This window comes from Actinosynnema sp. NPDC037264 (assembly GCF_055603705.1).
Window position 1 is genome coordinate 1 of sequence record NZ_JBVJVK010000010.1, and the last position, 14,739, is coordinate 14,739.

The 14,739-nt window shown below is 69.8% G+C and carries 9 protein-coding genes; 5 read left to right on the forward strand and 4 right to left on the reverse strand.

The window, feature by feature from the left end:
* The first annotated feature begins 362 nt into the window (after positions 1–362).
* On the forward strand, positions 363–1,103 hold the full coding sequence (locus ACZ7GX_RS14480) for an Imm52 family immunity protein (RefSeq protein WP_498776606.1): 741 nt from the start codon (positions 363–365) through the stop codon (positions 1,101–1,103).
* 46 nt (positions 1,104–1,149) lie between these two features.
* On the opposite strand, the gene ACZ7GX_RS14485 is transcribed toward ACZ7GX_RS14480, so the two are convergent.
* The 4 genes from ACZ7GX_RS14485 to ACZ7GX_RS14500 all read right to left on the reverse strand — a co-directional run bounded on the left by ACZ7GX_RS14485 (position 1,150) and on the right by ACZ7GX_RS14500 (position 5,546).
* Positions 1,150–3,153 carry an ABC transporter permease gene (locus ACZ7GX_RS14485; RefSeq protein ID WP_498776608.1) on the reverse strand — a complete coding sequence of 668 codons (2,004 nt, stop codon included), beginning with the start codon at positions 3,151–3,153 and terminating at the stop codon, positions 1,150–1,152.
* A gap of 2 nt (positions 3,154–3,155) precedes the next feature.
* Positions 3,156–4,577: an ABC transporter substrate-binding protein gene (locus ACZ7GX_RS14490; RefSeq protein ID WP_498776610.1), complete on the reverse strand. Its 1,422-nt coding sequence runs from the start codon at positions 4,575–4,577 to the stop codon at positions 3,156–3,158.
* Positions 4,578–4,673: 96 nt separating this feature from the next.
* A complete protein-coding gene (locus ACZ7GX_RS14495) occupies positions 4,674–4,805 on the reverse strand; it encodes a hypothetical protein (protein WP_498776612.1) in 132 nt (43 codons plus the stop codon).
* A 48-nt stretch (positions 4,806–4,853) separates the two neighbouring features.
* Entirely contained in the window at positions 4,854–5,546 is a 693-nt protein-coding gene (locus tag ACZ7GX_RS14500; protein WP_498776614.1) for a FadR/GntR family transcriptional regulator, read from the reverse strand.
* Between the two features lie 123 nt (positions 5,547–5,669).
* On the opposite strand from ACZ7GX_RS14500, the gene ACZ7GX_RS14505 reads away from it, so the two are divergent.
* From ACZ7GX_RS14505 to ACZ7GX_RS14520, 4 genes are all read left to right on the forward strand, one after another.
* Positions 5,670–6,827: a mandelate racemase/muconate lactonizing enzyme family protein gene (locus ACZ7GX_RS14505; protein ID WP_498776616.1), complete on the forward strand. Its 1,158-nt coding sequence runs from the start codon at positions 5,670–5,672 to the stop codon at positions 6,825–6,827.
* A gap of 489 nt (positions 6,828–7,316) precedes the next feature.
* Positions 7,317–13,421 carry an RHS repeat-associated core domain-containing protein gene (locus tag ACZ7GX_RS14510; RefSeq protein ID WP_498776618.1) on the forward strand — a complete coding sequence of 2,035 codons (6,105 nt, stop codon included), beginning with the start codon at positions 7,317–7,319 and terminating at the stop codon, positions 13,419–13,421.
* Positions 13,399–13,806, forward strand: coding sequence for a hypothetical protein (locus ACZ7GX_RS14515; protein ID WP_498776620.1), 408 nt, complete (start codon positions 13,399–13,401; stop codon positions 13,804–13,806). Before ACZ7GX_RS14510 ends, ACZ7GX_RS14515 begins: the two co-directional genes overlap by 23 nt.
* Before the next feature lie 99 nt (positions 13,807–13,905).
* Positions 13,906–14,727: an AraC family transcriptional regulator gene (locus tag ACZ7GX_RS14520; RefSeq protein WP_498776838.1), complete on the forward strand. Its 822-nt coding sequence runs from the start codon at positions 13,906–13,908 to the stop codon at positions 14,725–14,727.
* Positions 14,728–14,739: the final 12 nt, after the last annotated feature.

Here is a 14,739-nt window from a genome sequence, read left to right on the forward strand (position 1 = left end):
CTCGCGACCTGGACCGGCGCATGCCCGACCTGCCACCAAACCGTGAAACCGCTACACCGCAACAACTATCGACAAACCTAACAAAGCACTACTAGAGCGGATCCGGCGGAACTGCGTGGATCATGCCCTCGGCCCTGCCTCGACCAGAATCCGGAATGGCTTCCGTGGTTCGAGAACGGCAGCTCGGGCCTTGTGCACTGGTCGACGACGCGACGCCCGCGGGCCAAGGTCGGGTGACAGCGCGGCAAGTCACTAGAATGGCGCGCGTCCGACCCGAGGGTGGCCGAAGCCCTCCAAGGAACGTTCGACGAACTCGAACTTTGACATTCCAGTGTTCCACAGGCCTGTGAGGTAGAGCCGCTGTGTCGGAAGCGTTGACCTGTTACGCGTACTGGGGCGCACGCCGCGAGACGGCGGAGCAGATCGCCGATCGGCTGCGACGATTCCTCCGCGGGATGACCGCGGTGAATCCCACGATGTTCGACACGTGGTACGTCGACGACCCGGGCGTGGTGGATGACCGGCCGCTCCGGCTCGACCTCGACTCGGCCGACTTCGTCGAACTGGTCGAGGCGGGCCGGAACCGTGACGGGGCGGCGGTGTTCGAGGAGCTCGGGTTCCAGTTGGTCAGCTGGGGCGCGGGCGCCGGCCCTCGCGCAACCCACTTCCGAGCGGTCGTCGGTAACCACAGCCCTGGTGGTGGGCCGAATGCGCTGGTGTTGCGGCTGGGGACCGCCGGGGCCGGCGCCGACCCCGGCTTCCGGGGTTCGGTCGTCGACGTGCTCGGCCGCGTGGCGGAGTGCTGGGAGCCCGATTGGGGGTTCGTCGGGAACCCGGGGTTGAGGTCGCTGCAACGCCCTGCTCCTCCCGGCACGGTGTACGTGGGGTACGCCCAGTACCTGTCTTCGGGACGTGCGGAGCTCGTGGCAGGTGGGGACGTCGGCGCGTCGTCGCGCACCACTTCGGGTGGAGGGCTGGTCCTGTCCCTGCTGGATCCGGACCGGGATGGCGTGCCGTCGGACTCGGAGGTGCTGGAGCTCAGGAAGCGCCTCGAACGGACAGGAGCCTTGCGATCCATCGGCAAGGAGCGTGCGGTCTTCTGACTCCGATCCAGGGGCCGATGGTGCGGTGTCGTCGTCATCCTGCGCGTCAGCCCTTCACGGCCCCCGCGGTGAGGCCCTCGGTCAGGAACCGCTGCCCGAACGCGTACATGACCGCCACCGGGATGCTGATCAGCAGTGACGCCGCGGCCAGCTGCCCCTGCGGCACGACGTCACCGAAGATCATCGACTGCATGCCGACGGGCAGCGTCTTGTAGTCGTCCTTGGTGATGAACACGAAGGCGAACAGGAACTCGTTCCACGCGTTGGTGAGCGTGAACAGCGCGACCGCCAGCAGGCCCGGCTTGGCCAGCGGCAGCACGATCCGGATGAACGCCCCGAACCGCGTGCAGCCGTCGACCAGCGCGGCCTCCTCGAGGTCGGCCGGGATCGACTTGAAGTAGCCGACGAGCAGCCACGTCGCGAACGGCAGGGTGAACGTGGGGTAGGCGAGCACCAGCGACCACAACGAGTCGTTGAGCCCGATCCCGCTCATCATCTGGTACAGCGGGATGAACAGCAGCGCGCCCGGCATCACGTAGGTGAGCAGGATCGTCACCGTGAAGCTCTCCGAACCCCGGAACTTCAGCCGCGCCAGCGCGTAGCCGGCCAGCGCCGCGCAGACCAGGGCGATCACGGTGGACGCCACCGACACCAGGATCGTGTTGACGTACCAGGTGCCGAACGCCCTGCCCGTGAACAGGTTGGTGAACTGCTCGGTGCTCCACGGGGTCGGCCAGAGGTCGTCGGTGCGCGCGACGATCTGGTCGTCGGACTTGAAGGCCGTGACCGTCATCCAGTACAGCGGGACGAGCACGAAGCCCAGCAGGCCCACGAGCGCGATCCCCGTGCCGCCGCCGCCGACCAGGCGCGCGGCCCGCCGGTTGCCCCGCGCGGTGAGCACGGAGACGACCCGTCCGACGGCGGCCGCGAGCACCACGAACACGCCCAGCACCAGCGCGGCCTTCCACACGATCCCCGGCGACGCCCAGACCAGCACGAGCACCGAGAAACCGACGACCACCCAGGGCAGCGCTCGGCGCTGAGCGGGCGTCAGCCGCCTGCGCCCCAGGTCGCCCGTGCCCGGCGAGTCGCCGCGTCGCATCATCCGCACGAGGATCACCACGAGGACGGCGATGACCGGCAGCATCACCAGCGTGACCGCGGCGCCTGCACCCAGTTGCAGCTGCTGGATGGCCTTCGAGTAGGCCACCATCACGTACGGGGCGGTGGCGTCGCCCGGTCCGCCCTGGGTCATCAGCCAGATCAGGTCGAAGTTGTTGAACGTCCAGATCGACGACAGCAGCACCGTCACGATCATGATGCTGCGCAGTCCCGGCAGCGTGATGTGCACGAAGCGCTGCCACGGCGACGCGCCGTCCACCACCGCCGCCTCGTAGAGACCGCCGTCGATGGCCTTGAGCCCGGCGAGGAACGTCACCGTGAAGAACGGGACGCCCTTCCAGACGTTGACCAGGATGACCGCGGGCATCGCGAGCGCGGGATCGGACAGCCACTGCGCGGGCCAGGAGTCGACGAGCCCGATCGCGGCGAGGGCGGGCCCGATGCCCGAGTCGGTGAGCAGGACGTTCACGCTGCCGAAGATCGGGTCGAACAAGGACCGCCAGGTGAACGCCGTGACGACCGTCGGCACCACCCACGGCAGCAGGATCACCCCGGCGAGGATCGTCCGGCCGCGGCGCATGTGGTGCAGCATCAACGCCGCGATGAGACCGAGCGTCACCTTGAAGATCTCGGCGTACGCGGTGAAGACGAACGAGTTGAGCACGCCCTTGTGGAACACGGCGTCGTCGATGAGGTCGAGGTAGTTGCCCAGCCCGACGAAGACCGTCTCCGCACCGTGGCGCTCCGTGGTGCTGGTGACGACCGAGCCCGCGATCGGGTACAGGATCAGGCCCGCGACCAGCACCAGCGTCGGCCCGATGAACACCGCGGCGAGGCGCCAGTCGCGCCCGAGCAGGCGCTGCGACGCGGTGAGCGAGGACGACGCGCCCGGCGCCGGACGGACCGGCGCCGGGCGCGGACGCAGCACCGTCACTGCGGGTAGCCCTGCTGCTCGAAGACCTGGACGATCCGGGCGTGGGTCGAGGCGACGGCCTCGGCCGGCCGGGTGCCCTGGATGACCGACTGCATCATGTCGGTCAGCAGGTAGGCGGCGGTCGCGGCTTGCTCGCCGGGGCTCGGGGCCTGGGGGAACGCGTAGCCGGTCTTGGTGGTCAGGGGGAGCGGCACGCGGGTCTGCTCCCGCAGCGCGGGGAAGGCCGGGTCACCGCTGGTGTAGTACGGGTCGGAGTCCCACACCTTGTCCCACGCGGGGTTGACCAGGCACGGTGCCCCCTTCGCGACACCGAGCAGCGCGCTCCCGCCGACCATGAACTTCGCCACCAGCTTGGCGAGGTCGGGGTTCTTCGCACCCTTGAACACGACGAACGAGTTGGACTCGCCGAACGCGAGCGGCCGGTCGATCGCCGGCCCGGTGGCGCCGTTGAACGGGTGCGTGTTGGCGTAGACCGGGTTGTTCTTGGTCTTCGAGTCGGCGTAGACGCTGAACTGGTTGAGCGTGAGCCCCAGGATCTGGGCCAGCCAGTTCTCGTTGTTGCTCGAGTCGGTCCAGCTCCCGATCCCGGGTGGCAGCATCGGCGCGTACTTCGGGTTCGTGTAGATGTCGCCGATGAACGTGACGGCGGCGACGGTCTCCGGCGAGTTGAACACCACCTTCGTGCCGGTGTTGTCCGCGATCGCGCCGCCGTAGCAGTTGATGACGTTGGTGATGAAGCCGTTGGCGTCGCCGGAGCGGTTCACGGTGAGGCCCCAGCCGAACCGCCGCTTCGCCGGGTCGGAGACCTCCAACGCGTTGTCGCGCAGCTCCTCCCACGTGTAGTGGGGCTTGAGCGGGAGACCCTTCTCCTCGTACCAGTCCTTGCGCAGGTACATCGCGGTCGCGATGAAGTGGTAGGGGATCGCGAACCAGCGCCCGTCGAACACGCAGAAGTTGGTCGCCTCCGTCGCGGGCTCACCGTAGAGCGCGCGCATCTCCTCGACCACGTCGGTGACGTCGGTGAGGTGGCCGAGGTTGTGGAGCTGGCCGACGAACCGCCGGTCGCTCAGGAAGGCCAGATCGCGGCTGGTGCCCGCTCGCACCTCGGCGTCCATCTTCGCGACCATGTCGCCGGCGTCGCCGGAGACCAGGTCGTTGTGGATCGTGGTGCCGGTGGCCTGCGCGAAGGCCTGCAGCGACTTGTCCAGGGCCTGGTTGGCGGTCTCCGAGTACAGCTTCTGCGAGAGCATGCCCACCGACCCGCCGCGGAGCGCGGCCGCCTGGTCGAGCAGGGCTTGGGGGACTTGGACGTCGACCTGCGGCGCGGTGGGGCCGCTCCCGCAGCCGGCGAGACCGAGCACGCCCAGCGCGCTCATCCCGAGGAACGCGCGCCTCGATAAGTCCGTTTTCTCTGCCATGACCACTCCTCTCGCGTCCGGTCGGGCGGACGCGTACCGACGGGGCGACGTTGCGACCGGCGGGACAGCGGGGCGAGCGCCGCGCTGCGGGGCGTTTCACGCGGCGAACGAGGCCGATCTCCTGATGACCACGTGCCGATCGGCGAGCCTGTGCACCGCCGGCCGGTGCGGCGTGGGTCCGGCGCCGATCAGCCCCGGCCGGATCGGCGGGATCGCAGGTTCTGCCATGCCTCGTCCGTCCTCGTCATCGGTTCCGGATCTCGGTCGTGCAGTGCGCTAGCGCGGCGGGGCGGCCCGCTTGGTCCGCTGCTCCCTCTCCGCGAGGAGCGTGGAGTTGTTGCTCAGGTGCCTGCGCATCGCCGCGCGGGCACCTGCCGGGTCGCGCGCCACGAGCGCCTCGTAGATCTCCGTGTGGTCGGCGGTGGCGCTGCGCAGCGCGGCCGGCGCCTCGTTGGTGATGCGTCGGCTGGCCGTGCCGAGCCAGCGGGCGGAGTACATGATCCGGTCGAGGATCCGGTTGTCGGCCGCCCGGCAGATCTCCATGTGGAACTCGTGGTCGACCTCGAGGTAGGCGTCGGGGTCCGCCTCGAGCGCCGACATGCGGTCGATCCCGTCCCTGAGCCGGTTCAGCGTCCCGTCGGTGATGCCGGCCGCGGCCATCGCGGCGAGTTCGGGCTCGAGCAGCATGCGCAACTGGTGCAGCTCCTGGAGCAGCTCGCCGACGATCTCCGCGGGCAGCCACTCGACCAGCAACGGGCTCAGGTAGTCCCACTCCGCGACGGGGCGCACGACGACGCGGCGGCCCTGCGAGACGGTGACGATGTCGAGCGAGGCGAGGATCTTGAGCGTCTCCCGCGCCACCACGCGGGACACCCCGAACTCGCGGGAGATGTCGAGCTCCGACGGGGCCCGGCCGTCATCGAGGTCGCCGCTGACGATGCGCCGGGTCAGGTGTGCCGCCACCTGCACCGGGAGAGTCCGGACCCTGACAGCTTCCGGAGACTCTTGTCCCCTTTGCATGTCATCAGCTTATAGGACAAGTTGGACACCGCGACAGTCCGTTCACCTGCACTACCCGGCGGCGGGAGAGAAATGCGGATCGTGAACGTCACGACGGCGGTGGTGGCCTACCACGGTGAGGCCACGCTGGTGCGGATCGACACCGACGAGGGCCTCAGCGGGTTCGGCGAGGCCAATCCCGATGCGGGCGCGGGCGCCGTCGTCGGGATGATCGACTTCCTGACGCCCCTCCTGATCGGCGAGGACCCGCGCAACGTCGAGCGGTGCTGGGAGAAGCTGCGGCGCAGCAGGGTCTTCGCGGGCGCCCAGGGCGGGGTGTCCGTGATCGCCCTCTCCGGGATCGAGATCGCGCTGTGGGACCTCGCGGGCAAGGCCGCGGGCCAGCCGGTCCACCGGCTGCTCGGCGGGAAGTTCCGCGACCGGATCCGCCTCTACGCCGACTGCGGCGACGGCGACGACCCGGCGGGTTCGATCGCGGGGTGCGTCGACCGGGCCCAGCGGATGGTGGCCGAGGGCTTCACCGCCATCAAGTTCGACGTCGACGACCTGCACCACCCCGCCAAGTTCGACGCCTTCAACCACACGATCAACGCCGCCGAGCTGCGATCGATGGTGGCGCGCGTAGCGGCCGTGCGGGAGGCGATCGGGCCGGACGTCGACCTGGCCATCGACCTGCACGCCCGCTACGACGTGCCGAGCGCGTGCCGGATCTCGTGGGAACTGGAGCCGTTCGACCTGATGTGGCTCGAGGAGCCGCTGCCGGCGGAGAACGTCGACGCGCTGGTGCGGGTGCGCGCGCAGACCCGCACGCCCATCTGCGCGGGCGAGAACCTGTACCTGCGGTGGGGATTCCGCGAGCTGCTCGAACGCGGCGCCGTGGACGTCATCGAACCGGACGTGCCGAAGTGCGGTGGCCTTGCCGAGGCCAAGAAGATCGCCAACCTGGCGGAGCTCCACTACGTTCCCTTCGCGCCGCACCTGGTCTCGACGCCGCTGGGCACGATGGCCACGTCGCACCAGTGCGCGGCGATCCCCAACTTCTTCGTCCAGGAATGGCACGCCCTCGAGGAGCGCGCGGTGTGGGACAGCTACGTCCACGCCCCCGACGGAAGCGGCTCGATCGTCAAGGACGGCTACATCACGATTCCCGACACCCCCGGCATCGGCGTGGAGCTCGACATGGACGGCGTCCGGGCACACGCCGTCGCGGGCTACGGGGTGTTCGAGTAGCGGAGCCGATCACCGAGTCCCGCGGGGTGGTGTCCGAATTCTGCGGATCACTGCTGTGCTCGCGGGGATTAACGAGCCGTTGCGGCAGGTCGGGAGCTTCTTCATCGATTTCGCAACCTATTCCTGGTGGTGGTGACTGCTCGTCGTGGATTCACTCGGTCGGCTGTGTCTCCGGTTGCCGGGTTTCCGCTTCAATGGCACCGCACCGCTGTGCCGGCGGTGGGGTGATCGTTCTGACATCCGGGGGGATGTCCATGCTGTTCGGTTGGGAATCTCTGACGTTGTAGTCGTTGGCGTGGGCGACAACGGCTCGTCCGGGTGGCTCCAGGGTCTTTTTCCTGTGGTCGCGTCCTGGCATGTGTCGGCTGATTCGACGTGCCACGTCGGTTTCGGCTGGTTCCTTCATGTCCGGCTTCGCAGTGCGCGCGATTCGCGTATCGATCGAATTCAGGATGTGGGGGAGCGGTGACGGAACCGGGCACGATTCGGATGGGCCGGACTCGCTGGTTGGCTTCGGCGTGCGCCTTGCTGGTGGCGGCGAGCCTGCTGCAACCGGTGACGTGGGCGCGTGCGGCGGCGGGCGAGGTGCCCGGGGTGACGGCGGGGGCGGGACCGGTCGACAGGCCGGCGCCTTCGTCCGCACGTCCGGACGAGGCGGTGCCGCCCGAGAAGTGGCCGCCGGTCGTGCCCGCGGGCGTCAAGGCCGGTGGTGAGCCCGTGCGACTGTCCACTGAGGACTGGGGGCGCGTGCGCAAGCCGGGCCAGGCCGCCGCGGACAACGCCGAGGAGGTGTTCGCCGGAGTCCTGACGCGACCGGGGTTCGCGCTGGGTGACACCTCGCTGGTCGCCTACTTCGACGTGCGGGAGGACGACCGGGCGTGGTCGTCGTGGCGGGCGCGGGTGTTCGACGCGGCCACGGGCGCCGAGCAGTCCTCGACGGTGCTGCCGCGCTCGGAGTTGCAGACCCCGTGCGGCGCGGTGCGCCAGTTCTGCCGCACGTTCGGCGCGGGCGAGGGCTGGGTTCTCGATCCGGGCAAGGAGTACTTCGTCACGCTGGCGGCCATCCTGGACGAGGGCGGCGAGCTCGTGTCCGCGCCGGGGCCGAACACGCGTCCGCGCACGACGGTCGTGCCACCGGAGATCCCGGTCGAGCAGACGTCCGGTTGTGGCTGCGGGTCGGCGTTGAGCACGACCGCCGCGCGGCAGGCGTTCCGCGGTGACGGCGTCAACACGGCGACCGGCGCGTTCACCCGGATCGAGCCCGATCTGGTGATGGCGTCGTTCGGCGTCCCGTTCTCCTCCACGCGCGTGTACTCCTCGACGTTGACCGCTCCGGGGCTGTTCGGGCCGGGGTGGGCGTGGTCGTACGGCATGCGCGTGACGCAGACCGACGAGGGCGCGATCGTGCTGGCCGACGACGGCGCGAGCGTGCTGTACCGGCTGGTCGACGGCGGCTACCGGCGTCCGCCCGGTGTGCGTTCGACGTTGCGCAAGACCGACGCCGGCTGGGAACTGGTCACGGTGGGCCAGCAGGTGTACGGGTTCGACGCGCAGGGTCGCCTGGTGTCGATCCGCACGCCGCGCGGCGTGGGCGTGACCCTCGCGTACGGCGAGCAGGAGATCACGGTCACCGACCCGTCCGGTCGGGTGGTGCGCGCGCGGGTCGAGGGCGGTCTGATCCGCTCGATCACGCTGCCCGACCACCGCAAGGTCCAGTACGAGTACGACGAGGCCGGCAGGTTGGCGGTCTACAAGGACGCCCGCGCCGGCCAGTGGCGCTACGGCTACTCCGCCGAGGGTCGACTGGTCGACGTGACGGACCCGCAGCCGCACCGGACCACGTTGGTGCGCAACGAGTACGACGCGTCCGGGCGGATGGCGCGGCAGCTCGACGCCGTCGGCAACGCCACCGCGTTCGCCTGGAACGCGGACGAGCAGGAGGCGACCACGACCGACGCGGACGGTGTGATAGTCCGCGACGGCTATCGCGGCAACGTGCTGCTCTACACCAGGCGCGGGGCCGGTGACACCGACAACCACCGCTACGACGGCTCGCTCAACCGCAACCTGCTCGTCAACGGCAGCCACAACCAGCACGAGTCGCAGCACGACGCCATCGGCAACCCGACTCAGCGCACCGCACCGCAGGGCTTCGACGAGAAGACGAAGTACGACGAGCGCAACAACCCGATCGAGTTCGTCGACGCCAAGGGCAACGTCTGGAAGAACACCTACAACGAGTTCAACGAGCTGATCCGCAGCACCGACGCCGAGAACCACTCGATCAACCACGCCTACGACGAACGTGGCCTGCGGACCACCACGACCGACCAGCGCGGCAAGGTCACCCGCTATGAGCACATCCCGCCCGGCCAAGCCAACTCCGGGCTGCTCGCGGCCGTGACGTCACCGGAGGGGCGGCGCACCGAGGCGAAGTACGACACCACCGGTCGCCGGATCGCCTCGACCGACCCGCGCGGGACGGTGCCGGGCGCCGACCGTCGGGCGTTCACCACCGAGTACCGCTTCGACGCGCAGGACCGCGTAGTGGAGGTGTCCGAACCGGGCAAGCACCACTCGTGGCGCACGAACTACGACGAGGTCGGCCGGGTCACCAGCACCGTCAACCCCGAGCACGTGAAGGTCGAGTACCACTACCTCGCCAACGGGCGGCTGGCGAAGGTCGCCGATCCGCGCAAGACCACCTCGATCACCTACACCAACGCCGGGCGTCGAGCCGCGGTGCGGATCGAGATGGGGCGCGGTGAGCAGGACATCGTCACCGCCTACCGGTACAACGCCAAGGGCCTGCTGCACCAGACGATCTCACCGCGCGGCAACGTGCCCGGCGCGGTCGAAGCGGACTTCACCACCACGTACCGCTACGACGCCAACGACAACCTCGTGCGCATCTCCCGCCCGTACCCCGGCGGTCAGGTCGTCCACAAGGACATCAAGGTCGACGAGCTGGACCGCACCACGTCCACAGTGGACGAGTTCAACAAGCCGTCGGAGTTCCAGCGCGACAACACCGGCCAGGTCACCGAGAGCAAGGACGCGCTGGGCCGCAGCCTGACCATGGGCTACGACCGCAACGGCCGCCAGACCGCGAACACCGACGCCGGGCGCAACACCACGAAGACCACCTACGACGAGGCCGGCAACAAGATCCGCCAGGAGAACGCCACCGGCGGCGTCACCACGTGGACCTACACCGACGACGGCCTGCTCGCCGGCGTCACCGAACCGCGCGGCAACGTCGAGGGCGCCGACCGCGAGCGGTTCACCACGCACTTCGAGTACGACCTGGCGGGCAACCGCACCAAGGTCGTCGACCCCCTCGACCACACCACGGTCTCGACCTACGACGCCAACAACCGGCTCACCTCGGTCACCGACGCCAACGACCACACCACCCACTACCGGTACCGCGAGGACAACCAGATCGAGAGCGTCCACGCCCCCGACGCCCGGTTCCACCCGCACGCGCCGCACGTCGACGCCACCGTCTACAGCTACCACGCGGACGGCCTGCTCGCGGCGATCCGCGACCCCAACCACCACGTCCGGCGCATCGACTACGACCGGGCCGGACGTCCCACCAGCACCACCGACCCGCTGGGCCGCCGCGTCGAGGCCACCTACGACGTGGAGAACAACCTCGTCGCCGCGCTCACCCGCGGCGAGCACGAGTGGATCAGCGACGCCGAACGGGCCAAGCGCACCATCGTCGACACCTACGACATCGTCGGCCGCCGCACCGAGCGGGCTCTGGGCAACAGCGGACCGAAGTACACGTGGGCCTACGACGCCAAGGACCGCGTCACCGGCTACGGCGACCCGCTCGGCGTGCGCAAGGTGTCCTACGACGACGAGGACCAGATCACTCGCGTCACCCGCGAGGAGGCGGCGGGGCGCAGCGAGACGTTCGACTACGACTACGACGTGCGCGGCAACATCACCGCCCGCGCCTACCCCGACGGCACCCGCGTCACCAGCGGCTACGACGCCGACAGCCGGCTGTCCGAGCTGACCGTCAGCGGCGGCGCCGCGGGCCCGGACGCGGCCACGTGGCGGTTCGGCTACGACGTCGCGGGCCGTCGCACCAGCACCACCCTGCCCCAGGGCACCGGCCTGGTGGAGCGGCGAACCTACGACGACGCCGGCCGGCTGACCGGCATCGGCACCGATCGCACCCCGGGCACCGGACCACCGGTCGACGTGCAGGACCCGATCTCGGCCTACCGGCTCGACCTGGACCCCGTGGGCAACCCGATCAAGGTCACCACGACCCGCGGCGGGGTGTCCGAGGCCGTCGCCTACGCCTACGACCCGGCCGACCGCGTCACCTCCGCCTGCTACGCCGCCACCAGCTGCGACCGGCACGCCGAGGCCGCCGGGCGCATCGACTACAGCTACGACCTCGTCGGCAACCGCCTGACCCAGAAGCGCACCGGCACCGCCGGCAGCGACACCACCCGTTACCTCTACGACGCCGCCGACCAGTTGCGCAAGCGCATCGTCACGCCGCAGCACACCGGCAACCGCCCCGACGGCGAGGCGAGCGGTTGGCCCAGCACGGTCACCGACTTCGACTACGACCTCAACGGCAACCAGACCAAAGCAGGTCGGGACACGTTCGCCTACCACCTCGACAACACCCTGGCCAGTGCCACCACCGGGGGCCGGACCACCGCGTTCGCCTACGACGCCACCGGCCTGCGCCTGACCGCCACGTCCGGTGAAGGCCAAGCGGCCACCACCCAGCGCTGGAGCTGGGACGTCAACGGCACGCTGCCCCAGATCGCCCTGGACACCACCAGCAACGCCGCTGGTGCGGTCACGGAGCGCCGCGGCTTCACCTACGGCCCCGACGACGAGCCACTGGCCCTGCTCGACCCCACCACCGGCGCGCACGCCTACACGCACGACTGGCTCGGCGGCGTGGCCAACATGCTCAGCCCCAACGGCGTCCCCGAGGCGGGCTACGACTACGACCCGTTCGGCAACCCCCGCGAGGGCGACACCCTCAAGCCCGGTGATCCCTCCGGTCCCGCGAACCCGCTGAAGTACACCGGCGCCTACCAGGACTCCACCTCGGGCGAGGGCAACTACTACCTCCGCGCCCGCAACTACAACCCCGACACCGGCCGCTTCACCAGCACCGACCCCATGCCCCAACCAGGGCCGGCCATCTCCGCCTACGCCTACGCCGAGAACAACCCGCTGTCCTACACCGACCCGACCGGCGCGGTGGTCGACGCGGGCGGCGGCAGCGGCTCACCGTCCGAGACCGGAGCCGCCCAGCCCACCGGACCCAGCCCTGAGGACGTCGCCAAGGCGCAGCAGATCCAGAGCAAGAGCCTGCTCGACGTCATCCTGGAGGCGGGCGGCCAGATCCTCATGGAGTTCCTGGGGATCAACGACATCATCAACTGCCTCAAGGGCGACATCGGCGCCTGCGTCTCCATGGTCATCGGCGCCCTGCCCTGGGGCAAGATCTTCAAGGCCAAGAAGATCGCCGAAGCCATCTTCCGCGCCGGCAAGGCCGTGGTCACCTTCTTCCAGGAGATCAAGTGGGCCCGCGCCATCATCCAGGGCGCGGAAAAGGCCGCCGAAGCCGCCAAGGCCGCCGCCGCTGCCGCCGCGAAGGCCGCCGCCGAGAAAGCCGCCAAGGCGCGCGCGGCAGCGGAGGCGGCCGCCAAGAAGGCCGCGGCGCAGGCGGCGGAACGGGCCAAGGCACTGGCCGCCAAGGCTAAAGCGGCGACGAAGAAGAAAGCGCCCGAATCCTGCCCGGTGCGGCGCAAGCACAGCTTTACGGCCGGCACGCGCGTTCTCATGGCCGACGGCACGACCAAGACGATCGAGTCGGTCACGCCGGGTGACGCGGTGCGCGTCACCGACCCCGCCACCGGACGTACCGAGAACCGACAGGTGACCCGTGCGATCCGCACCGACCACGACAAGGAGTACGTCGACCTCGTGGTCCAAGGTGGCGGGGCGGAGCACAAGATCACGACGACCGCCAACCACCCGTTCTGGTCCGTGGCACCGGGCCGCTGGACCGACGCGGGCGACCTGCGCGCGGGCGACCTGCTTCGCACCGCGACCGGCGCCCGTGCCCGGGTCGGCGCCGTCCGCGCCCACAGCACCGCGCAGCGGACCTTCGACCTGACGGTCGACGACGTCCACACCTACTACGTGCTGGCCGGCCCCATCTCCCTCCTGGTGCACAACGTCGACGAGTCGCGGCTCTGCGACCTGACGCTCGGTCCGGGGCCGAACGCCAGGGAGGGTGTCGCGCTGCCGGGTGGTGACAAGGACGCGCCGGGCGTGCAGGATCTGACGAATGAGGCCGGAGACCGGCACGGGTGCCACACCTGTGATGCGAGGACACCTGGCACCAAGGCGCAGCCCGGCCGGCCGCAGGGCAACTGGATCACCGACCACCAGGGCGCGACCAGGTTGGTCGAGGACGCTCCGTTCGACACCTTCCAGACCGGGTACCCGCACTGCTGGCCCTGCGCCCGGCAGCAGGCCGGTGTGGTGACGCAGATCAACCGGGGAAACTATGACTTTCCAATCGAGCCCTGACGAGTCGCTCATCGGGCGGGCGACGTTCTTCGTCGACCACGGGCTCATCATGATCGAAGATCCCGAGAGCGCGTTCCTCCACGACCTCTGGGATCCGGCCGCCGAGTACGTGAGCGCCGGTCCGGATTCCGTCTACCTCTCGGTGCAGCCGTCCGTGGACGGGCCGGTCGAGATCGGGATCTTCAGGTCCGAGGCGGGCCTCGTGGACGGTGTCACGTATTTCGACGGCGAGATCGTCACGAGGTCCGGCCGGTTCGTCATTCACGATGCCAACGACGTGATGTGCTTCACCGTTCGTCAACCCAGTGGTCGAGCGAGGGTCAGGGTGAACGTGGACGAGCCCGGACTCGCCAGTCGAATGAGCGTGGCGTTCTTCCTCGAATAACCGAACCTTGTCACCGTGGTCGGCGGCGGGCCTGGGCCATCCCGGCGCGCGGTGCCGGCGGGCGTCGGCGATGCTGTGGGCGTGGAGTACGTGTCCAGAGTGCCGCGACCGCCGTTGGACGGGCTGATCGACGACCTCTACTACCTGGAGGGTGCGCCGCCGTACGCCCGGCTGACGCTGCCGCCGATGCCGGCCGGGTTGCTCATCGTCAACCTCGGGGCGCCGTTCCGCATCCGCGGCGGCGCGGAGGTCGCGACGGCCGAGTACGCCGACGGCTGCGTGGTCACCACGCCCACCCGCGCGTTCGAGTTCGGCTATCCACTGTGGACCCGGTCCGTCGGCGTGCACTTCAAGCCGTGGGGGTTGGCGCCGTTCCTGCCGATGCCCGCGGTCGAGTTGTGCGACCGGCCGGTGACCGTGGAGCAGGTGTGGGGCCGGCCCGCCATCGCTCGGCTGCGGGACCGGCTGGCCACGGCGGACGGACCGCACGAGATGCTGACGCTGCTCGAGGAGGAGCTGATGCGCCGGCTGTGCGAGACCGCCGGCCTGGGATTGGTCCGCCACACGAGCAGCGTCATCGCGGCGACCGGCGGGGCCGTGGCGATCGGCGACCTGAGCGCGGCGGCCGGTGTCAGCAGCACTCATCTGGCACGGCGGTTCAAGGAGGTCGTCGGCGTCACGCCGAAGCGGCTGGCCCGCACCCACCGCTTCGCCACCACCGTGCTCTCGATCAACCCCGCCGAACCGGTCGACTGGGGCGACCTCGCCGATGGCGCGGGCTACTTCGACCAGGCCCACTTCGGCCACGAGTTCCGGGCGTTCACCGGGCTCACGCCGACCCGGTACGTCGAAGTCCGGCGGCGGTTCCTGCGCGAACACCCCGGCCACGCGCTGGACGGCTGGCCGCTGCCGGCCGATTGATTTCTTACAAGA

What these genes read in the sequence shown, in the direction of transcription:
- ACZ7GX_RS14505 (WP_498776616.1), top strand. Translation starts at nt 5,670, where the DNA reads ATGCGGATCGTGAACGTCACGACGGCGGTGGTGGCCTACCACGGTGAG.
- ACZ7GX_RS14490 (WP_498776610.1), bottom strand. Translation starts at nt 4,577, where the DNA reads ATGGCAGAGAAAACGGACTTATCGAGGCGCGCGTTCCTCGGGATGAGC.
- ACZ7GX_RS14510 (WP_498776618.1), top strand. Translation starts at nt 7,317, where the DNA reads ATGGGCCGGACTCGCTGGTTGGCTTCGGCGTGCGCCTTGCTGGTGGCG.
- ACZ7GX_RS14515 (WP_498776620.1), top strand. Translation starts at nt 13,399, where the DNA reads ATGACTTTCCAATCGAGCCCTGACGAGTCGCTCATCGGGCGGGCGACG.
- ACZ7GX_RS14495 (WP_498776612.1), bottom strand. Translation starts at nt 4,805, where the DNA reads ATGGCAGAACCTGCGATCCCGCCGATCCGGCCGGGGCTGATCGGCGCC.